This window comes from Sphingobium lactosutens DS20, from assembly GCF_000445105.1.
Lineage (GTDB): Bacteria > Pseudomonadota > Alphaproteobacteria > Sphingomonadales > Sphingomonadaceae > Sphingobium > Sphingobium lactosutens.
Genome location: NZ_ATDP01000103.1, coordinates 171,357 through 191,399, shown reverse-complemented (window position 1 = coordinate 191,399; position 20,043 = coordinate 171,357). Strand labels below are relative to the sequence as shown.

Below are 20,043 nucleotides of genomic sequence, written 5' to 3'. Positions count from 1 at the left end.
GTGATCGCACGGGCGCGGTCAGTGCACATTGCGCCATGTCAAATAACGCGTTGCGCCGGATCAATGTCCAATCGGCCGATGGGGCTCAAAGGGCAGTCACCAACCAGAAGGGAAGGAGACCCCTATGAACAGGACAGTCCTATTGCTGGGCGCCGCAGCCATTGCCGCCGCGCTCGCCACGCCGGCGCAGGCGAAACAGGGCGATGTGCTGATCCGCCTGCGCGGCATCATCGTCGCGCCCAACGAAAAAAGTGGTAGTGTGCTGCCTGGGTTCCCCGGCGAAAAGGTGAGCATCGATAATGCAATCACGCCGGAGATCGACTTCACCTGGATGGCGGCCGACCATATCGGCTTCGAACTGATCGCAGCGACCACCAAGCATAGCGCCAGTGGTCGTACCGGCACGACGGGCAGCATCGGCAAGCTCGCTTCCACCTGGGTGCTGCCACCGACCCTCACGGCGCAATATCATTTCGTGCCCCAGGGCAAGGTGCGTCCATATGCAGGTGCCGGCATCAACTACACGCTGTTCTACAATGAGGACGCTTCCACGGCTCTGGAGGGCGCTGTCGGCAAGACCAAGGTGCACATGTCCGACAGCTTCGGCTGGGCGGCGCAGGCCGGCGTGGACATCGACCTGACCGATAAGGTCTTCCTGAACTTCGACATCAAATATATCGACATCGACACCGACGCGCGGCTTAGCACGAGCGCTGCGGGCGTACAGAAGGTCCATGTGGAGCTAGACCCACTGGTCTTCGGCGTTGGCTTGGGTATGCGCTTCTGACCTCCGAGAGGGGTGCCGCCGCTGAAACGGTGCCCTTTTCCGTTTGCGGGTATCCGAACCATTGACCGCCCAACTGGTCCTGCCACTATGCGGCCATGCGCATCGCGATCTTTGGCACCAAGGACTATGATCGGCAGTTCCTGAGCGGGGCCAATGTCGTGCACGGGCATGAGCTCCATTTCCTGGAACCCCGGCTGGATGAGAGCACGGCGCCTCTGGCGCAGGGGTTTCCGGCTGTTTGCATCTTCGTCAACGACCGGGCCGACGCTGCCGTGCTGGAACGGCTGGCGGCGCAGGGCACGCGACTGGTGGCGTTGCGCTGTGCGGGGTACAACAATGTGGACCTCCGGACTGCGGCGCGGCTGGGTGTCGCTGTCGTACGGGTGCCAGCCTATTCGCCGCATGCCGTCGCCGAGTTCACTATTGCGCTGCTGCTGGCACTCGACCGCAAGGTGCATCGCGCCTGGGCGCGGGTGCGGGAGAATAATTTTTCGTTGGACGGCCTGATTGGCCGCAACCTGCACGGTCGTACCGCAGGTGTCATCGGCACCGGCCGGATCGGCGCGCTGGTGGCGCGCACGCTACAACTAGGCTTCGGCTGCCAAGTGTTGGCGAGCGACGTCGTCGAGGATCCGGAGCTGGCGGCGATGGGCGTCTCCTATGTGCCGCCCGCCGAGTTGTTGGAGCGGGCCGAGATCGTCTCGCTGCATTGCCCGCTGACACCGCAGACGCGCCATATCATCGACGCCGATGCAATCGCGAAGGCGCGCGAGGGGCTGGTAATCGTCAACACGAGCCGTGGTGCGCTCATCGACACGCGGGCGCTGATCGCCGGACTCAAGGCCCGCAGGATCGGCGGCGTCGCGCTCGACGTCTATGAGCAGGAGGCCGATCTCTTCTTCGAGGACCTGTCGAACGAGATCATCGAAGACGACGATTTCCAGCGCCTGCTGACCTTCCCCAATGTTCTCGTTACCGGCCACCAGGCCTTCCTGACGCAGGAGGCGCTCGAAGGCATTGCCGAGACGACGCTGGCGAACATTAGCGATTTCGAGGCGGGACGGCCTCTTGCGAACAGCATCGATCCGGCGCTGGCACGGTAGCGCCTCTCGGTGCCAGCGCTGTTCAGAAACAGCGCTCCAGCATCACTAGGGTAGCATCGCCATCCACGGCTCGCGCGGAGAAACCCTTCTCCCGCTCCAGCGAGATCGCGGCGTGATTTTCGCGACTTTCGATCGAACGCAGCCGGCGGATGCCCCAGTGCCGGGCCTCGACGGCTGCGTGATCGAGCAGAGTCCAGCCGATGCCGCGTCCCTTATAGTCAGCATCGATGGAGATCGCGACTTCTGCGCTCTCCCCGGTCCGGTCGGCTGCGAGCGTGGCGGCAGCGATAATCTCGTCCGTGCCGGGCAGGAAGGCGAGGAAGGTCTCGCGCCGGTGATAGTCGAAGTCGATGATGTCCTTTGCTTGCGCCGCCGTCAGGTGGCGGATCGAGGACAGGAAGCGGAACCGGCGATCCTCGTCCGACACCCGGTCGAAGAAGTCGATCACCGCGGCGGCATCGGCGGGCGTGGCAGGGCGGACCGCGAGGCTGAAGCCGGCGCGGGTTTCGAGATAAATCATAGCCATGTCCTTTCGTTTAGGCGGGCGCGAGGCCCTTGACCAAGAAGGGGAGCTGCGCGCCGTCGGGCTCCGTCAGCGTCAGATAGCTGCCCGGCCGGACGCTGTGCGCGTCCAGCCGGAATATCCTTTCGTCATCCTCTTCCCCGCGGGCATAGGACAGCACCCACCCCTCCGGCGTCCGCAGCAGATAACCGCGCCGATCCGGCTCGTTCGGCCAGAAGCGGCGGGCGGTCGCCAGTTCAGGGTGGGTCCGATATTCCTGCTCGTCGATCAGCCCGTCGGATTGCAGCGGCAGGCGCAGCACATAGCTGCGCGCCGCCGAACCATTGGGGAAACCCTCCGTGCGGGCCAGTTCCAGGCGTATCGTCGTCCATGTCATGGCCTCTCTTTCCGGTTTCCGGGCGTCCGAAGAAATAAGGACTATCCCTGATGGTGCGATCCCGGACCTCCGGCCTAAGAAAAGGCGATCGGAAGCATCCGCTCGGAAAGGCCGGGGCCATGAAATCGATATTGCTTCATATCCATGACGATCTGGGTCAGGAAAGCCGGCTTCAGGCCGCCTTCGACATCGCGCGGGCGACCAGTGCCCATATCCGCTGCGTTCAGGTGACGATGCTGCCGGATTTGGTGGCGGCCGATCTCTATGGCGGTGCGGGCTTCGCGCCGACGATCATGGCGGAACTGCGGGACATCGACCGCAAGGCGCGGACGGAGGTCGAGGCGCGGCTGGCGCGGGAAGGCGTGCAATGGGACTGGATTCAGTGCGAGGGCGAGGCCGTGAGCGGTATCCTGTCCGCCGCACGCCTGGCCGACCTGATCGTGGCAACCCTGCCGCGAGGGCCGCGCAGCGGCATGCACGACCCGCTTTCCATCGTCCCGGACCTGGCGCTGGGCCGCTGCGGACCGGTACTGGGCGTACCGCAGGCGGCGACGCGCTTCGCCGTTGCCGGGCGGGCTCTGGTGGCCTGGGACGGGTCGCAGGAAGCCGGCGCTGCGCTCCGCTCCGCCGTTCCGCTCCTCAAACTGGCGGATGCGGTGCTGGTCGTGACGATCGAGGAGGGCGGGAAGGATGTCTTGCCGGCCACTGACGCGCTGGAATATCTGTCCCGCCATGGCATCGAGGCCGAATTGCGTAGCTGGCCGCGGCAGGAGCAAACTGTTGACGAGGCGCTGCTGCGCGTCGTGGGCGACCTAGCGATCGATTGGATCGTCATGGGCGCATACGGCCATAGCCGGTTGCGCGAAACGGTGTTTGGCGGCGTAACCCGCCGCCTGCTGCGCGACGCGCCCGTCCCGCTCTTGCTGGCGCACTGAAAGGGCGGCATGGTCGCGGCATGGCGGTGGCGGATGACGAAACGGACGGGCTGAGCGCGCGCGCGCACAGCTTGGAGCAGGCCCTCCTGGGATCGATCCTGGCGACCGTGCCCGATGCGCTGATCGTCATCGACATGGCAGGGCGCATCGTGTCCTTCGGCGCGGCGGCGCAGCGCATGTTTCAATATGCCGAAAGCGATGTGCTGGGCGAGAATATCTCGATGCTGATGCCATCCCCGGATCGGGAGCGGCACGACGGCTATATCGGCCATTATCTGACGACGGGCGAAAAACGGATCATCGGCATAGGACGGCTGACCAGCGCGCGGCGGCGGGACGGGTCCACTTTCCCCATCGAACTGTCAGTGGGCGAGGTGAACGACGGGACGCGGCGGCTATTCACCGGCTTCATCCGCGATCTCACCGAACGGCAGCAGGCGGAGCGGCGTGTCGCCGATCTCCAGGCGGAACTGGCCCATGCCAGCCGCCTGACCGCAATGGGCACACTGGCCTCCGCCCTCGCGCACGAGCTGAACCAGCCGCTGACCGCGATCGCCAACTATATGGAGGCAGGGCGCGACCTGCTGGACGCCGAAGGCCCGGTCGATCGCGACATGCTGCACGAGGCGATGGCCGAAAGTGCCGGCCAAGCTCTCCGCGCGGGGGAGATCATCCGGTCGCTGCGCGAATTCATCCGGCAGGGCGAAACCCTGCGCCGGCCCGAGGCGCTGCGCGGCGTTCTTGCAGAGGGCGTCGCGCTGGCCTTTATCGGTGTGGACAGCCGGGGCATCGATATGGACATCGCCGTCGACCGGCAGGTGGACAAGGTGCTGGTCAACCGGGTGCAACTCCAGCAGGTGATCATCAACCTGGTCAAGAATGCGGTAGAGGCGATGCAGAACTGCCCCGCGCGCATTCTGCGCCTGACTGCCAACCCGACGGAGAACGGCCGTGTGGAGGTCGTTGTCGCCGATAGCGGGCCGGGACTGGACCCGGAAATGTCGCGCACCCTCTTCACCCCCTTCACCACCACCAAAGCGCAGGGGATGGGCCTCGGCCTCTCGATCAGCCAGACCATCGTGGAGGGGCATGGCGGCCGCATCTGGGCCACGCCGTCGCAATGGGGCGGCACCGCCTTCCATTTCACCCTGGACGCCGCGGACTAGCAACGGAAGACCGGCATGAGCGAACCCTACATCATCTATGTCGTGGACGATGACGAGGCGATCCGCCGCTCGCTGTCCTTCATGCTCCGGACCAGCGGCTATGCCGTGCGCCTGTTCGCGGGCGGTCTGGAGTTCCTGAAGGAGGCGGGCACGCTGCCGCGCGGCTGTGTGCTGCTCGACGTGCGCATGCCCGACATTGACGGGCTGGAGGTGCAGCGGGAACTGCGCGCGCGCGGCATTACCCTGCCGGTCGTAATCATGACCGGCCATGGCGATGTCGACATGGCGGTCGCGGCGATGAAGACGGGCGCCAGCGACTTCATCGAAAAGCCCTTTGAGAAGGCAGCGCTGCTTGCCTGTATCGAGGCCGCCAAGGCGCTGTCCCTGGCGGAACGCGGCGCCATCGCGCGCGCTGAGGAGGCGCGGGCGCGGCTCAACGTGCTGACGGATCGCGAACGCGACGTGCTGGACGGGCTCGTGCAGGGCCTGCCCAATAAGAGCATCGCCTACGATCTGGGGATCAGTCCCAGGACAGTGGAAATTCACCGTGCCAACCTGATGCAAAAGCTGAGGGTGAAGAGTCTGGCTGAGGCGCTGCGTATCGCCTTTCATGCCGGATAGAGGAGGCGAAGAAATCATCAGCTTGATGAGTGAAGCCTGACACGCAATTTCCAGTTTCATTCCTTCGACGCCGCCCACCGATAGGGACATTTACGGATAGGTCGCGGCCTGCGCTCTCGTCATCCAGCGGCATGGATATGCGATTTGACATGACGCAAAATGGCGCCTTCTCGACCCCGGCACGATCCTGCGGCAGCCAGTGCTGCAACGCTTGCGTCGTCCGCGACCGTGCCATCTGCGCGGACCTTAACGAAGGTGATCGCGATGCGCTGAGCCGCCTGGGACGGCGGGTCACTTTGCAGGCCGGTCAAACCGTTATGTGGGAAGGGGACGATAGCATGGTCGTCGCCAATGTGATTGAAGGCACGCTGAAGCTCGCCACATCCACGGGTGACGGGCGCGAGCAGATTGTCGGCGTCGTCTATGCCGCCGACTTCATCGGCCGCCCTTTCGGCGCACGAACGCCGCATAGTGTTACGGCGTTGACCAACGCGCGGCTGTGTCTTTTCCCGCGTGGCGGTTTCGATGGTTTCGCCATGCGGCACGGGGAATTGCAGCATCGCTTGTTGCAACGAACGCTGGATGATCTCGACCGGACCCGCGCCTGGATGCTCCTGCTGGGCCGCAAGTCTGCGCGGGAGAAAGTCGCCACTTTCCTCCTCGACATGAGCCGGCGGCTGCACGCGGACAGGGACGGCGTGATCGCGCTCCCGCTGTCGCGGCAGCAGATCGCCGACATTCTGGGCATTACCATTGAAACGGTCTCCCGGCAGCTGACCGAGATGAAACGTGACGGCTTCATCGACTTGGTCGGGCGACGCGGCGTGCGGCCGGTGAACATGGCTGCACTGGAAGGGCTGTCTGAGGCGGCCTGACGCTTGCCTGTCAGGCTCATTCACCGCGAACACCTCAGCCTACGCATTTTCCCGTAAAGACCCGCCGCATCGCTTTTGACAGAGGTCGGGGCATAGCGGCGGGCACTTTCCAACAGGGCGCCGCTAAGCCTTTGCGGGGATAGATCCATGGACAGACTGGTAATGCGGACAGGCGGCTGGTTCGCGCTGGCGCTGCTCGCCTTCGCGGCGATGCTGGCGGCGCGCGACAGCGGCTTTTCCGTTCATATGGGGATCGTGAGCGCGGTGGCGCTCGGCCTCGCCATCTACGGCGTGCGCACCGCCGATTATACAGCCTTCGCGCGAGGACTGGTCAGGATGCCGCCTGATCGGGGGCGCTATTATGACGATGTGATCCGCTGGGGCGTGATCGCCACCGTCTTCTGGGGCCTCGCCGGTTTCTTGGCGGGCCTCTACATCGCGTTACAGCTTGCCTTCCCGGCGCTCAACCTCGGCCTGGAATATACCAGCTTCGGGCGGCTGCGGCCGCTACACACCTCGGCTGTCATCTTCGCCTTTGGCGGCAATGCGCTGATCGCGACCAGCTTCTACGTTGTCCAGCGCACCTGCCGTGCCCGGCTCTTCTTTCCCGCGCTCGCGAACTTCGTCTTCTGGGGATACCAGCTTTTCATCGTGCTGGCCGCCACCGGCTACCTGATGGGCGTAACCGAGGGCCGCGAATATGCCGAACCCGAATGGTATGTCGACCTGTGGCTGACCATCGTCTGGGTCGCCTATCTCGTGGTCTTCGGCGGCACGATCCTGAAGCGCAGCGAGCCACACATCTATGTGGCAAACTGGTTCTACCTGTCGTTCATCCTGACGATCGCGATGCTGCACATCGTCAACAACCTGACGGTGCCGGTCAGCTTCCTGGGCTCCAAAAGCTATAGCGCCTTTGCGGGCGTGCAGGATGCGCTGACCCAGTGGTGGTACGGCCACAATGCGGTCGGCTTCTTCCTGACCGCCGGCTTCCTCGCCATGATGTATTATTTCGTGCCCAAGCAGGCCGAGCGGCCGGTCTACAGCTATCGCCTGTCGATCATCCACTTCTGGTCGCTGATCTTCCTCTATATCTGGGCGGGTCCGCACCACCTGCATTACACCGCGCTGCCCGACTGGGCGCAGACGCTGGGCATGGTCTTCTCGATCATGCTGTGGATGCCGAGCTGGGGTGGCATGATCAACGGCCTGATGACGCTGAATGGCGCCTGGGACAAAATCCGCACCGACCCGATCATCCGCATGATGGTGATGGCGCTCGCCTTTTACGGCATGTCGACCTTCGAAGGGCCGATGATGTCGGTGAAGGCGGTCAACAGCCTTTCGCACTATACCGACTGGACCATCGGCCATGTCCATTCCGGCGCGCTCGGCTGGAACGGCATGATCACCTTCGCCTCGCTCTACTATCTCGCCCCGCGCCTGTGGAAGCGCGAGCGGCTCTATTCGCTGCGCCTCGTCAACTGGCACTTCTGGCTCGCGACGGTGGGTATCGTCCTCTACGCCGCGTCGATGTGGGTCGCGGGCATCATGCAGGGGCTGATGTGGCGCGAATATGGGTCGGACGGCTATCTGGTCTACGCCTTCTCGGAAGTCGTGAGCGCCATGCTGCCCATGTACCTGATCCGCGCGGCCGGTGGCCTGCTCTACCTGTCGGGCGCGATCATCATGGCCTGGAACATCGGCCGTACCATCGCCGGCAGCCCGCTGCGCGTGGAGAAGCCGATGCACGACGCGGCATACGACCCGGCGGTCGACAAGCCGCTGATCGCCCAGCCCGTTTAAGGAGACGCCCTCATGGCATCCCGTTTTTTCGACCATGGCAAGCTCGAGCGCAATGTCTCGCTGCTGGGCATCGCCGCTCTGATCGTCGTGGCCATCGGCGGCATCGTGGAGATCGCGCCCCTCTTCTGGATCGACAACACGATCGAGAAGGTGGAGGGGATGCGCCCCTACACGCCGCTGGAGCTGGCGGGCCGCAACATCTACATCCGCGAAGGCTGCTACAACTGCCATAGCCAGATGATCCGCCCCTTCCGGGACGAGACCGAGCGCTACGGCCATTACAGCCTCGCCGCCGAGAGCATGTTCGACCATCCGTTCCAATGGGGGTCGAAGCGCACCGGTCCGGACCTTGCCCGAGTAGGCGGTCGCTATTCGGACGAATGGCATGTCCAGCACCTGAAGGACCCGCGCGCGGTGGTGCCGGAATCGATCATGCCGACCTATCCCTTCCTCGCGGAGCGTGATCTGAAGCCGGGCGACATGGCCGCGCATCTGACGGCGCTGTCCGACGTCGGCGTGCCCTACAGCAAGGATGACGTCGACAAGGCCAATGCCGACCTTGCCGCCCAGGCCGACCCGACAGCTGACGCCGCCGACCTGCTGAAGCGCTATCCCAAGGCGCAGGTGCGCGATTTTGACGGCGACCCGAACAGGCTCACCGAGATGGATGCACTGGTCGCCTATCTCCAGATGCTGGGTACGCTGGTCGACGTGAACGCCGCCGAGCCGCAGGAGGTGGAGCGATGAGCAGCTATGACACGCTGCGGCATTTCGCCGACAGCTGGGGGCTGGTGTTCATGGGGGCGAGCTACCTCGTCCTGGTGGGCTGGCATTTCCTGCCGCGCGGCCGCGCGCACAGCCGCGCCGCATCCACGATGATCTTCAAGGACCGTGAAGAGACGGAGGCCGATCATGGCTGACGAGAAGCATATCGACCCCGCGACTGGCACGGAGCTCAAGGGGCATGAATGGGACGGCATCCGGGAACTGGACACGCCGCTGCCCCGCTGGTGGCTGTGGACCTTCTACGCCACCATCCTCTTCGCGATCGCCTATACCATCGCCTATCCCGCCTGGCCGATGATCCACAGCGCCACCCAGGGCATGCTCGGCTGGTCCAGCCGGGGCGCGCTGGACAAGGAACTGACCACGCGCGAGGCACAGGTCGCGCCGATCCGCAAGGCGATCGCCGAAACGCTGATCGAGGCGCTGCCGGGCCAGCCGCAGCTCATGCAGGCAGCGGTCGAGGGCGGGCGGGCGGCGTTCCGGGTGCATTGCGTGCAGTGCCATGGGTCGGGCGCGGCGGGATCGAAGGGTTATCCCAACCTCAATGACGACGACTGGCTGTGGGGCGGGAACCTGGCGACGATCGAGAAGACGATCTTCGATGGCGTGCGCAATCCCGATCATGCGGCGACCCGCATGTCGCAGATGCCCGCATTCGGCCGGGATCAGTTGCTGACCGAGCCGCAAGTGGACGATGTGGTCGCCTATGTGCGCACCATCAGCCGGCAGGATCGTCCCGGCGCGGCGGCGCAGCGCGGCGCAAGGCTCTTCGCTGACAATTGCGCCGTCTGCCACGGCCCCACTGGGCACGGCAGTCGCGAACTCGGCGCGCCCAATCTCACCGACGGCATCTGGCTCTATGGCGGCGACCCCGACACAATCCGGGAGACCGTGTGGAACAGCCGTCAGGGCGTGATGCCTCGTTGGGGCGACAAGCTCGACAGCGCGACCGTACGGATGCTCGCTGCTTATGTTCACAGCCTTGGGGGCGGCGAGGCGGCACCGGTCGTTGCGACTGCCGAAGAGGTGCGCGATGGCGGCAAATAAGCTCGCTCGGGGGTAGGCAGCATGCTGATGCCTGCGGGCTCCTCCGACCTCTACGAAAAGCGCAAGGGCGTCTATCCCAAGGCGGTGGACGGCTTCTATCGCCGCTTGAAATGGGCGGTGATGGTGGCGACGCTCGCCATCTACTGGGTGACGCCGTGGCTACGCTGGGATCGCGGGCCCTATGCGCCCGATCAGGCGGTGCTGATCGACCTCGCCCATCGGCGCTTCTACATGTTCGCGATCGAGATCTGGCCGCAGGAATTCTATTATGTCGCCGGCCTGCTGATCATGGCGGGGGTGGGGCTGTTCCTGGTCACCTCGGCAGTCGGGCGGGCCTGGTGCGGCTATGCCTGCCCGCAGACGGTGTGGACCGACCTCTACCAGCATGTCGAACGCTTTATCGACGGCGACCGCAACGCGCAGATCCGGCTGGCGAAGGCGCCCTGGACCCCGGCGAAGCTGGCGAGGCGCCTGCTCAAATGGACCGCATGGCTGGCCATCGCCTTCCTGACGGGCGGCGCCTGGGTCTTCTACTTTGCCGACGCGCGGACGCTCCAGCAGCAATTCTGGACCGGCGCCGCCGCGCCCGTCGCCTATGCGACGGTCGGCGTGCTGACCGCCACCACCTTAGTCCTGGGCGGTTTCATGCGCGAGCAGGTGTGCATCTACATGTGTCCCTGGCCACGCATCCAGACCGCGATGCTGGACGAGAAGTCGCTGGTCGTCACCTACAAGGACTGGCGCGGGGAGAAGCGCGGCAGCCTGAAGAAGGCGGAGGCGCATCCGGGCGATTATGGCGACTGCATCGACTGCAACCAGTGCGTTGCGGTGTGCCCGACCGGCATCGACATCCGTGAAGGGCCGCAGATCGGCTGCATCACCTGCGCGCTGTGCATCGACGCCTGCGACAAGGTGATGGCACAGGTCGGCCGCCCGCGCGGCCTGATCGATTATTGCACCGAGGACGATGCGGAAGCGGAGAAAAAGGGCGCAGCGCCTCAACCGGTGTTGAGGACGCTGCTGCGTCCCCGCACCATCGCCTATTTCACGCTGTGGTGCGGGATCGGCCTTGCTATGCTGTTCGCGCTCGGCGCCCGCACCCGTATAGAGATCAGCGCGCAGCAGGACCGCAATCCCATTGCCGTGCGCCTGTCCGACGGCATGGTCCGCAACGCCTATACGGTGAAGCTGCGCAACATGGAGGCGCGGCCACGCCCGATGGCGGTGACGGTCGAGGGACTGCCCGGGGCGCGCCTCTGGACCGACGGCATGACCCGTGAGGAGGCCCAAGCCGACGTCGGCACAACCGTGCCCGCCGACAGCGTCGCCAGGCTGCGCCTGTTCGTCGCCCTCCCAGGCGCCGGGCCGCAGCGCCAGGACTTCCGTTTCACCGTTCGCGCTACTGACCGCGAGGGCGGCGGCGACAGCGAGCCCGCCCGTTTCGAAAGGTCCCGATAATGTCCAACAGCCTTCCCGCGCGCCGCTTCACCGGCTGGCACATGACTGCGATCCTGGTCGCTTTCTTCGCGGTGGTGATCGCCGTCAACGTTCTGATGGCGACCGTCGCCGTCCGGTCCTTTGGCGGCACGGTGGTGGAGAACAGCTATGTCGCGAGCCAGCGCTTCAATGGCTGGTTGGCCGCTGCCCGCGCGCAGGATGGGTTGCGCTGGAAGGACGGGGTGGCGACGGATGGTGCGCGCCACGTCGTGCTGACGCTGGGCAGCGGGGCCGGCGCGCCGGTCCGGGGCGGGACTGTGAAGGCGCTCGCGCAGCATCCGCTCGGCCGGGTCGCCGATATTCCGCTCGCTTTTCGTGAGGCCGCGCCCGGCCGCTATGTCAGCGAAGCTGCGCTACCACCCGGTCGCTGGCGCGTTCGCCTCGACGTCTGGCATGGTGGCAGCGAGCAGCATCTGCTGCGGGAGATCGACTGATGGCGACACGGGCGCTGCTCCCTGAACCCGCACCGCTGGCCGAAACACGCGAAAGCCTCCTAGCCGTCCCTGGCATCCACTGCGCGGGCTGCATCTCGAAAATCGAGAACGGCCTGCCGAAGGTTAACGGTATCGAATCGGCCCGCGTCAACATGGGGGCCAGGCGCGTCGCAATCCGGCATGATGCGGCTTTGAGCCCGCCAGACCTGAAGGCGGCGCTCGCCCGGCTCGGTTTCGAGGCCGAGGCGCTGGCCGACCCTGGCCTTGACGTTGCGGCGGCGGAGAATCGGGCCTTGCTCCGAGCCCTCGCCGTTGCCGGCTTCGCCGCGATGAACATCATGCTGCTGTCGGTATCCATCTGGTCCGGTGCGGAAGGCGCCACGCGGCAGATGTTCCACTGGCTTTCCGCCCTGATCGCGCTGCCGACCGTCGCCTATGCCGGCGAGCCCTTCTTCCGTTCCGCCTGGGCGGCGTTGCGGCAAGGGCGCACCAACATGGACGTTCCGATCAGCATTGGCGTGCTGCTGACCACGAGCATGAGCCTGTTTGAGACCATAAGCGGCGGCGCGCATGCCTGGTTTGACGGGGCGGTGATGCTGCTCTTCTTCCTGCTCGCGGGACGCTGCCTCGACAGTATGATGCGCGGCCGGGCACGGGCCGGGGTCGCGGCGCTGCTGAAGCAGACGGCGCCGGGCGCGCTGGTGCTGGACGAGGCGGGACAGAGCCGGTGGTCGGAGGCCGACGTGCTTCGTCCGGGAATGCGGATGCTGGTCGCGGCGGGGGAGCGGCTGGCGGCGGACGGGCGCGTTCTAATGGGAGACAGCAGCCTCGACATCTCGTTTCTGACTGGAGAAAGCACGCCCGTTCGCGTCCAGGCGGGCGATGTCGTGCAGGCCGGGGCGCTCAACGTCGCCGGCCCGTTGACGGTCGAGGTGACGGCGGCGGGCGCCGACACGGTGATTGCAGACATCGCAAGGCTGATGGAGGAGGCGGGACAAAGCAAATCGCACTATGTCCGCCTCGCCGATCGGGCGGCGCGCTGGTACGCGCCCTGCGTCCATCTGCTCGCCGCCCTGTCTTTCATCGGCTGGACGGTCGGTGGTGCGGGCGTGCATCAGTCGCTGCTGATCGCGGTCGCGGTGCTGCTCATCACCTGTCCCTGTGCGCTCGGCCTCGCTGTGCCCGTCGCGCAAGTTGTCGCGTGCGGTGCGCTGATGCGGCAGGGCGTGCTGGTCAAGGACGGCTCCGCGCTGGAGCGGCTGGCCGAGACGACGGAAGCCGTGTTCGACAAGACGGGGACGCTGACCCTTGGCCGCCCCGTTCCGCGTCATCTCGACAGGCTCGACGGGGAAGATCATTCCATCCTGCTCGCGCTGGCGCAGGCCAGCCGCCACCCGCTGAGCGTCGCGCTGCGGCAGGCGCTGGAGGCCGAAGGCGTCCGACCCGCCACGCTGGATCCCATCCGTGAGGTGCCGGGCGAGGGGTTGTTCGCCAACCATCGCGGCGTGCCGGTCTCGTTGGCTCGGCCGCGCAGTCTGATCACCCTGTTTGAGTTGGCGAGCGAATATCGCCACGGCGCGGATGTTCACCTGCTCCCGTTCACCGACGCTCTGCGACCCGATGCGGCCGAGACGCTGGCCGCGTTGCGCGCTGCCGGCCTTCAGACACTCATCGCCAGTGGGGACCAGCCCGAGGCACTGGAGGAGATCGCACGCGCGACCGGTACAACCGCGATTGGCCGACTTCGACCTGCGGACAAGTTAGCGCTGCTCGACCGTATAAAGGCGCAGGGGCAGAAGGTGCTGATGGTCGGTGACGGGCTGAATGACGGACCTGCGCTTGCCGCAGGGCATGCCAGTATAGCGCCGGCATCGGCTAGCGACGCCAGCCAGCTCGCAGCCGATATCGTCTTCCTAGGCGACAGGCTGGCGCCGGTCGCGATCGCGCTGCGGGCCGCGCGGCGCACGATACGCGTAGTGAAGCAGAATTTCGCGCTCGCCATCTGCTACAATATATTGGCGGTGCCGCTCGCGATCGCGGGCAAGGTGACGCCGCTGGTGGCGGCGGTAGCCATGTCTTTGTCCTCGCTAATCGTCATCCTCAACGCCCTTCGTCTCAAAGACAGCGCGAAATGACAGGTCTAACCCTCCTCATCCCGCTCGCCCTGCTGTGCGGACTTATGGCACTTGCGGCCTTCTTCATGGCGCTGCGCACCGGTCAGTATGACGATCTCGACGGAGCGGCGATGCGAATGCTGGTTGAGGGCGAGGAGGACTGATCCTGACCGACACTCTGGGTCGAAGTTGTAGCGAGGACGACCGCTCACGCCTAAAATCGAACATTTGGAGGCGCCAGTGGCTAGTAGGGCAGCTGCGCGCACCAATTTTAGCCAACAGGGTGTCAACAACTCTATCCCGGGCTGAAATCGGCGAAGTCAAGGAAGACGGAGACATGGCCATCCGACAGCGACAAGCTATGCGCCAGGCAGAAACCGCGCACCGCCATTGCGTCGGGCGACGCATTCAATGCAAACTGCAGAAGCAGTCGATTTGCGGCATATATGATCACGCGGGGGTACGAGCCACCTCGGCGCCGCCATGAAAGGATATACCGCGGGGCAAGCGGAGGCCCTGTGCTGGCAGACCTCCTTCTTTCTGGCGCGAACGAGATCTCCAGGCCAAACTCAGCCGCGGCTGGTGAGCTTTAGATATTTTTCACCGTAAGCTGCCAAAATCAAGCGATCATGATGTCCCCCGCGCTTCGCAAAATGCCAATCTCTACTAGGGCGGCGCTTACCCTTTCCCTTGTGATCGGATCGCTGTTTATAGCATTTGGCGCTGCAGTGTATTTTGACATCAGGCGCCAAGCTCTGAGCGAGTCGCTAACCCGGCTCGACAGCCAGAACAGGCAAGTGGCTGCGCTTCAGGAAGGGCGTTTCACTCGTCTCCGGGCAGCGCACGACCACGCGAAGCAGTTGTTGCTGGCAGAACTTGCGGCCGGGGCCGATCCCGACGATGTAGGCAACCTGGACACTCTGTTTCCGCGCCACAATCGGGGGGGGCGGCGCAGTTCGGACTTGCTATTCGACGGTGGCCAAACACCGTTCGGCTATGTGCGTGGTGTAGGCGCCTATATCAGGACGGAACCGGATCCCCAATAGCGCGCACTCATTCTCCGTGCCACACGCGTAGCTCACGCAGTCGGAGAAGGCATTCGCCCTGACCTGAAAAGCCTGTACTTCTTCACGCCGGGAAATACGCTTATCATGTTCGCCCCAGACCGTGAGGACAGGCGTGGCTTCTACCGGAAAAGGCCCCCGAAGACCTCGACTTCCAGCAGGAGACCTTCGCGAGAATAAGCACACCTGCGCTAAATCCATCTCGAGCCACGCGATGCACGCCTCTTGTTCACATATTATACGACACTTCCGGTCGAACCTGGACTACAGGTTGCATGACTCCTGTCGACTGGAAAGGACGTCACATTGGGACGTGGGGCACGAGTCTTCTGCTTGATGATCTATTATCGGCGGATGAATTGAAAGGGCTGCCGGCGACTGACACTGTCCTTGTATCGGCGGAAGGGATGTTGATCTGGCATCCACAATATACTCACCAAAGCATAGCGGGATCGGAGCAGTTGCTGGATCTTACGCGGACGCGTGATCCAAAGCTCAAGGCATTGTGGCGGTTTATTCGAGGCAACGCCGGCAAGCCCTTTTTGGGCCATGTGCAGCAATTAGGCGCGCATGTTTCAATGCGTATGGTCAACACTCCTCGATGGTATGTGCTGACCATCCAAAATGACGAGGTGATACAATCGGGCGCGATGCGAGCCGTTGCACGCGTCGCGATAGCCGCTGTGCTTTGTCTTGCGCTGCAGGGTGTCGCTGTCGGCCTACTGCTCCGACGCTATGTGGGCAAACCACTTGCGCGCCTGACCCACCGAACGCGGATATTGACGCAGCGCTTTCAAACCGAGGGCGCTCCTCCGTCTCGCGCGAAAGTTGGGCGTGATGAGGTGGAACAACTGGCGCATGACTTCGACGATATGGCCGATAGGCTTACGCGCGTACATCGCGACCTGGAGCAGCAGGTCGCACAGAGAACCAAAGAACTGCATCGTGCCAATGTTGAACTCAGCCGGCTAGCTGACTACGACCCCCTCACCGGAGTCTTGAGTCGCCGACGGATCGTTCAGGATGTTGAGCAGCTATTGATGTTGCGGAACCCGTCTCGACTGTACATGCTCGTAATCGATGTTGATCACTTCAAATCTGTGAACGACACCTATGGCCATCTCGCTGGAGATCGCATCCTGACCGAAGTAGCGCGCGATGCACGGTCGCTGTTGAGAGATAATGACCTGTTTGGCCGAATTGGCGGCGAAGAGTTCATGGCTCTGATCGAGGCCAGCGGTTCGGACGAAGCTGCGGTAGTGGCAGAACGGCTTCGTTCCGGCATTGCCAGGACGAAGCGGGTATTCCGCGAAGGAGCAGCGGGACAGGTAAGCGTCAGCATCGGTGTTGCTAATGCTAGCAACAGGTCGTCGTTTGCCGAATTATATGCGGTAGCGGATGCGGCGCTCTACAAGGCGAAGCAGCAGGGACGCGACCAGTGTGTCATGGATGCTGCGTCAAACGCCGAGCAGATGGACTGCTCTGAACGCCTAATTGACTGGCATTCTCGTGATTGGCAGTTAAGTCAGCAGGCTAGCTAAAATCGCGCTCGTCGCCTTTGACCCGCTTTGGTCAATTTTCCAGTGGTGAGGGGTAGCCCTCCGGTGAAGGTCGCGGTTTCGCTAGGCTCGCCTTCTACAATGTGGTGCAGACGGACGTCGCGGCATTCCTTGCGGGGAGATCGGCTATCGGCAACGCGTAAGCTGCGGTCGAGACACGCGGAAGCGCCCGACGCGGCCAACGCAGGAGACCGAGCGCGACAAGAACCCGTCGCAACCTGCGCGCGCCAATGGTGAAGGCTTATCGGCTATCTCGAACTTCAGGTCGATCACGACGGCTTCTAGCTGAGTCGGTCATTCAGGGCATCTGGCTTGAAGGACCGGAATGTCCCAAACTCGATTAAGTTGGCTCCCCATCCGAAGGGGGAGCCAACTAGCTTTTCAAATTTCAGTGTTCTCGGCGAGGGCAAGGGCGTCCTCAACGTCGATGCCGAGGTAACGCACCGTATTCTCGATCTTGCTATGGCCGAGCAATATCTGGACTGCGCGCAGGTTCCCTGTCGCTCGGTAAATGATCGAGGCCTTGGTTCGGCGCAGTGAATGGGTGCCGTACTCATTTCGCATCAACCCCACTCCCGTCACCCATTCATCAACCAGCCTTGCATACTGGCGGGTGCTAAGATGGCCGTTACGATCAACACGGCTTGGAAACACGTAATCGTCTACCGTGCCGCCACGACGTTCAAGCCATGCGAGCAAGCTGGTGCGGGTATCTGGCAGCAGCTCGAATTGAACCGGTCGTCCGGTCTTCTGCTGCATCACGATTGCGCGGGTGCGAATCTGTCCACCGCTGACAATATCGCCAATCTTGATCTGCACGAGGTCGCAGCCACGCAGCTTACTGTCGATAGCAAGGTCGAAGAGAGCTCGATCTCGCAAGCGGCAGCGCTGGTTGAGGTAGAAGCGGATCTCCCAGATCTGCTTCGGCTTCAGCGCCCGCTTGGCACCGACAGTGCGCCCCGCGTTCCAGACCTGACGCTTGTGGGATGCGAGTGTGTTCTCAGGCATGTCCATGTTCGTTCTCCGATGGCCAGAATTGGCCTTCTGAAGAACGATTGCCGGCCTAATGTGGAAATGCCTCTTGGCTCGTGCCGATCAGCTTGCGCCGCTAGCCCGTGGGTCTGCAATCGGCAGCTTTCGCCAGAACCACCCCTCCGATCAACGCAGGACGGTCTGTCGACAACTCGCACGAAATTCCAACATTCGGGTGCAACGACCGTCAGCAAAAAGTCGCCGTTCTAGCGTCTTGAAAACTGCTGCTAGAGGAACTGACGCGCTGTTCGGACAGCTGGGAGTGCAAGTCGTCCACGGCGTTTCGCCGCTGCAAGACTGATTGATCAACTATGAGCACTGTGCAGAGAGAATTACCTGCTAATTCATGCATCCACAGGCGCGAGGAGGTGTGAAAAATCGCCCTTGCGCGCCAGCACGTCGGCCAGTGAGTAGCCGTCGAGTACCTTGAGGAATGCCAGCAGCGCCTCGTCGAGCACGCTAGTGAGGCCGCAGGCCGGGGCAATCACACAGGCCCCGCAGCCAACCAGATCGAAATCGTCCTCGGTCTGGCGAACCAGTGCGCCGACGTTGATCTCGTGCGGCGGGCGGGCGAGGCGGATCCCGCCGTTGCGACCGCGCACGCTTTCCAGATAGCCCGCGTTCACCAGATCGTTGACCACCTTCATCAGGTGGTTCTGCGAAATGGCAAAGGCGCGCGCAATGACTGCAATCGAGGCCAGCTCGCCCGGCTGCCGCCCGAGGTATAGCAGCACCCGCATGGCATAATCGGTGTAGCGCGTCAGGCGCATCGCAGCTCCGCAAAAATAATCATGTATTCTCATTGCATGTTTTTCAGCGTCAGTATAGATGCATCCTAGATACATGATTTGGAGTCGCAGCCATGCCAGCACTCGACATAACCGAACCCGGCCTCACCCGGCTGGTCGACGCGTTCTATGCCCGCGTCCGTTGCGATGAAGAACTCGGCCCGATCTTCAACGATGCCATCCACGACTGGCCCGAACATCTCGAGAAGCTGAGAGCCTTCTGGTCCTCCGTCATGCTCACCAGCGGACGCTACAAGGGCCAGCCGGTGCCTGCGCATGTGAAGCATCGCGATCGCATCACCCCCGCCCTGTTCGAGCGCTGGCTCGCACTCTGGGCCGAGACCACCGATGAACTGATGGCCCCCGAAGCCGCTGCTGCCTTGCAGGCCAAGGCCGCGCGGATCGCCGAGAGCCTGAAGCTCGCGATGTTTTTCCGGCTGGAAGCCCAGCCAGTGCCCGCCTCTTCCCACCGACCCGGCAGCCCCACAGCAGCCGCGACGGACCATGCCTGAAAAGGAGCATATTGCCATGACCGACATTCCGCTGGTCGATCTGACCGTTCACCACACCCCGCGCGACCTGCGTGATCGGATCGCGCTCGGCTTCACCAAGGTCTTGCGCTTGTGCGCCGATACCTTCTTCGCCAAGCGCTACGGCCATCGCGCCATCGTGCTCGAAACCGTCGCCGCCGTGCCCGGCATGGTCGGCGCCACACTCACTCACCTCAGGTGCCTGCGCCGGATGCAGGGTGACAACGGCTGGATCCGCACCCTGATGGAAGAGGCGGAGAACGAGCGGATGCACCTGATGACCTTCATCGAGGTCGCCCAGCCGTCGCTGTTCGAGCGGCTGGTGATTCTGCTGGTGCAGTGGGCGTTCTATCTCGCCTTCTTCGGCCTCTATCTGGTGAGCGCACGGACCGCGCACCGCGTGGTCGGCTATTTCGAGGAGGAGGCCGTGATCAGCTACACTCTCTACCTCAAGGAGATCGACGAGGGTCGCAGCCCGGATGTCGCCGCCCCGATGATCGCCCGTCGCTACTGGAAGCTGCCCGATACAGCCACCTTGCGCGACGTGGTGCTGGTGGTCCGCGCCGACGAAGCGCATCATCGCGACGTCAACCACGGCTTTGCCGATGAACTGGCGGGCAAGCCTGCACCGCTGAGTGTTGCTCCTTATCCCGAGCACGCGGACGATATCCGGCTGGCAGCCTGACCATGTCAAAACCGCGCCCCTATCGCTCCACCCCCGTGTTCGATCAGGATAGCCTGCCCGCTGCCCTGCGCGCCCGCCACGATACCAAGGCGGGCGTGTGGGGCGTGATCCGGGTGATCGAGGGAGAGCTCCGGCTCACCTATCTCGATCCAACCAGCGAGGTGATCCTTACCCCTGATCGGCCCGGATTGATCGAGCCGCAACAACCGCATTTCGTCACGCCACTGGGCACGATGAAAATGCAGGTCGATTTCTGGGACCGGCCTCCACCCGGTTTCTGACCACGACCTGCCCCCTTCCCGAACCACCTTTCCA

The 20,043-nt window shown here is 63.7% G+C and carries 22 protein-coding genes; 18 read left to right on the top strand and 4 right to left on the bottom strand.

Translation table 11 applies throughout. The features are described 5' to 3' along the window. The first annotated feature begins 124 nt into the window (after positions 1 to 124). Both RLDS_RS48205 and RLDS_RS48200 read left to right on the top strand, forming a co-directional pair. Positions 125 to 787 carry an OmpW/AlkL family protein gene (locus RLDS_RS48205; RefSeq protein WP_021227593.1) on the top strand — a complete coding sequence of 221 codons (663 nt, stop codon included), beginning with the start codon at positions 125 to 127 and terminating at the stop codon, positions 785 to 787. Between the two features lie 95 nt (positions 788 to 882). Then, positions 883 to 1,890 (top strand): 2-hydroxyacid dehydrogenase, encoded by a 1,008-nt coding sequence (locus RLDS_RS48200; protein ID WP_021227592.1) that lies wholly within the window; start codon positions 883 to 885, stop codon positions 1,888 to 1,890. A gap of 22 nt (positions 1,891 to 1,912) precedes the next feature. Here RLDS_RS48200 and RLDS_RS48195 read toward each other — a convergent pair whose 3' ends face one another. Beyond that, on the bottom strand, positions 1,913 to 2,416 hold the full coding sequence (locus tag RLDS_RS48195; protein WP_040603882.1) for a GNAT family N-acetyltransferase: 504 nt from the start codon (positions 2,414 to 2,416) through the stop codon (positions 1,913 to 1,915). 10 nt (positions 2,417 to 2,426) lie between these two features. Beyond that, positions 2,427 to 2,789: a hypothetical protein gene (locus tag RLDS_RS48190; RefSeq protein ID WP_021227590.1), complete on the bottom strand. Its 363-nt coding sequence runs from the start codon at positions 2,787 to 2,789 to the stop codon at positions 2,427 to 2,429. A 119-nt stretch (positions 2,790 to 2,908) separates the two neighbouring features. On the opposite strand from RLDS_RS48190, the gene RLDS_RS48185 reads away from it, so the two are divergent. The 13 genes from RLDS_RS48185 to RLDS_RS54705 all read left to right on the top strand — a co-directional run bounded on the left by RLDS_RS48185 (position 2,909) and on the right by RLDS_RS54705 (position 16,675). Then, positions 2,909 to 3,724: a universal stress protein gene (locus RLDS_RS48185; protein ID WP_021227589.1), complete on the top strand. Its 816-nt coding sequence runs from the start codon at positions 2,909 to 2,911 to the stop codon at positions 3,722 to 3,724. 20 nt (positions 3,725 to 3,744) lie between these two features. Continuing rightward, positions 3,745 to 4,890, top strand: coding sequence for a sensor histidine kinase (locus RLDS_RS48180; protein WP_021227588.1), 1,146 nt, complete (start codon positions 3,745 to 3,747; stop codon positions 4,888 to 4,890). 15 nt (positions 4,891 to 4,905) lie between these two features. Beyond that, positions 4,906 to 5,511, top strand: a complete 606-nt coding sequence (gene fixJ / locus RLDS_RS48175) for a response regulator FixJ (RefSeq protein WP_021227587.1) — start codon at positions 4,906 to 4,908, stop codon at positions 5,509 to 5,511. Positions 5,512 to 5,642: 131 nt separating this feature from the next. Further along, entirely contained in the window at positions 5,643 to 6,386 is a 744-nt protein-coding gene (locus RLDS_RS48170; RefSeq protein ID WP_021227586.1) for a Crp/Fnr family transcriptional regulator, read from the top strand. A gap of 147 nt (positions 6,387 to 6,533) precedes the next feature. Beyond that, on the top strand, positions 6,534 to 8,192 hold the full coding sequence (ccoN, locus tag RLDS_RS48165) for a cytochrome-c oxidase, cbb3-type subunit I (RefSeq protein WP_031298779.1): 1,659 nt from the start codon (positions 6,534 to 6,536) through the stop codon (positions 8,190 to 8,192). 12 nt (positions 8,193 to 8,204) lie between these two features. Then, entirely contained in the window at positions 8,205 to 8,939 is a 735-nt protein-coding gene (gene ccoO, locus RLDS_RS48160; protein ID WP_021227584.1) for a cytochrome-c oxidase, cbb3-type subunit II, read from the top strand. Next, on the top strand, positions 8,936 to 9,112 hold the full coding sequence (locus tag RLDS_RS48155; protein ID WP_021227583.1) for a cbb3-type cytochrome c oxidase subunit 3: 177 nt from the start codon (positions 8,936 to 8,938) through the stop codon (positions 9,110 to 9,112). The genes ccoO and RLDS_RS48155 overlap by 4 nt, the downstream gene beginning before the upstream one ends. Then, positions 9,105 to 10,025 (top strand): cytochrome-c oxidase, cbb3-type subunit III, encoded by a 921-nt coding sequence (ccoP, locus tag RLDS_RS48150; protein ID WP_021227582.1) that lies wholly within the window; start codon positions 9,105 to 9,107, stop codon positions 10,023 to 10,025. The genes RLDS_RS48155 and ccoP overlap by 8 nt, the downstream gene beginning before the upstream one ends. Before the next feature lie 21 nt (positions 10,026 to 10,046). Continuing rightward, positions 10,047 to 11,483, top strand: a complete 1,437-nt coding sequence (gene ccoG, locus RLDS_RS48145) for a cytochrome c oxidase accessory protein CcoG (protein WP_021227581.1) — start codon at positions 10,047 to 10,049, stop codon at positions 11,481 to 11,483. Next, entirely contained in the window at positions 11,483 to 11,956 is a 474-nt protein-coding gene (locus tag RLDS_RS48140) for a FixH family protein (protein WP_021227580.1), read from the top strand. Before ccoG ends, RLDS_RS48140 begins: the two co-directional genes overlap by 1 nt. Then, the gene (locus RLDS_RS48135) at positions 11,956 to 14,091 is read left to right on the top strand and encodes a heavy metal translocating P-type ATPase (protein WP_021227579.1); all 2,136 of its coding nucleotides are present in this window, start codon (positions 11,956 to 11,958) and stop codon (positions 14,089 to 14,091) included. Before RLDS_RS48140 ends, RLDS_RS48135 begins: the two co-directional genes overlap by 1 nt. Further along, on the top strand, positions 14,088 to 14,234 hold the full coding sequence (ccoS, locus tag RLDS_RS48130) for a cbb3-type cytochrome oxidase assembly protein CcoS (protein ID WP_021227578.1): 147 nt from the start codon (positions 14,088 to 14,090) through the stop codon (positions 14,232 to 14,234). Before RLDS_RS48135 ends, ccoS begins: the two co-directional genes overlap by 4 nt. 1,175 nt (positions 14,235 to 15,409) lie before the next feature. Continuing rightward, positions 15,410 to 16,675, top strand: a complete 1,266-nt coding sequence (locus RLDS_RS54705; RefSeq protein WP_021227575.1) for a GGDEF domain-containing protein — start codon at positions 15,410 to 15,412, stop codon at positions 16,673 to 16,675. A 399-nt stretch (positions 16,676 to 17,074) separates the two neighbouring features. Here RLDS_RS54705 and RLDS_RS48115 read toward each other — a convergent pair whose 3' ends face one another. Both RLDS_RS48115 and RLDS_RS48110 read right to left on the bottom strand, forming a co-directional pair. Continuing rightward, on the bottom strand, positions 17,075 to 17,707 hold the full coding sequence (locus RLDS_RS48115) for a tyrosine-type recombinase/integrase (RefSeq protein WP_021227574.1): 633 nt from the start codon (positions 17,705 to 17,707) through the stop codon (positions 17,075 to 17,077). Positions 17,708 to 18,069: 362 nt separating this feature from the next. Beyond that, on the bottom strand, positions 18,070 to 18,495 hold the full coding sequence (locus RLDS_RS48110; protein ID WP_009824050.1) for an RrF2 family transcriptional regulator: 426 nt from the start codon (positions 18,493 to 18,495) through the stop codon (positions 18,070 to 18,072). 92 nt (positions 18,496 to 18,587) lie between these two features. Between RLDS_RS48110 and RLDS_RS48105 the strand changes: the two genes are divergently transcribed. The 3 genes from RLDS_RS48105 to RLDS_RS48095 are packed head-to-tail and all read left to right on the top strand — an operon-like array spanning position 18,588 to position 20,009. Further along, positions 18,588 to 19,025 carry a group III truncated hemoglobin gene (locus RLDS_RS48105; RefSeq protein WP_009824051.1) on the top strand — a complete coding sequence of 146 codons (438 nt, stop codon included), beginning with the start codon at positions 18,588 to 18,590 and terminating at the stop codon, positions 19,023 to 19,025. A 16-nt stretch (positions 19,026 to 19,041) separates the two neighbouring features. Then, a complete protein-coding gene (locus tag RLDS_RS48100; protein ID WP_021227573.1) occupies positions 19,042 to 19,728 on the top strand; it encodes an alternative oxidase in 687 nt (228 codons plus the stop codon). A 2-nt stretch (positions 19,729 to 19,730) separates the two neighbouring features. Further along, complete coding sequence (locus tag RLDS_RS48095) at positions 19,731 to 20,009, top strand: DUF1971 domain-containing protein (protein ID WP_009824053.1); 279 nt, start codon at positions 19,731 to 19,733, stop codon at positions 20,007 to 20,009. Positions 20,010 to 20,043: the final 34 nt, after the last annotated feature.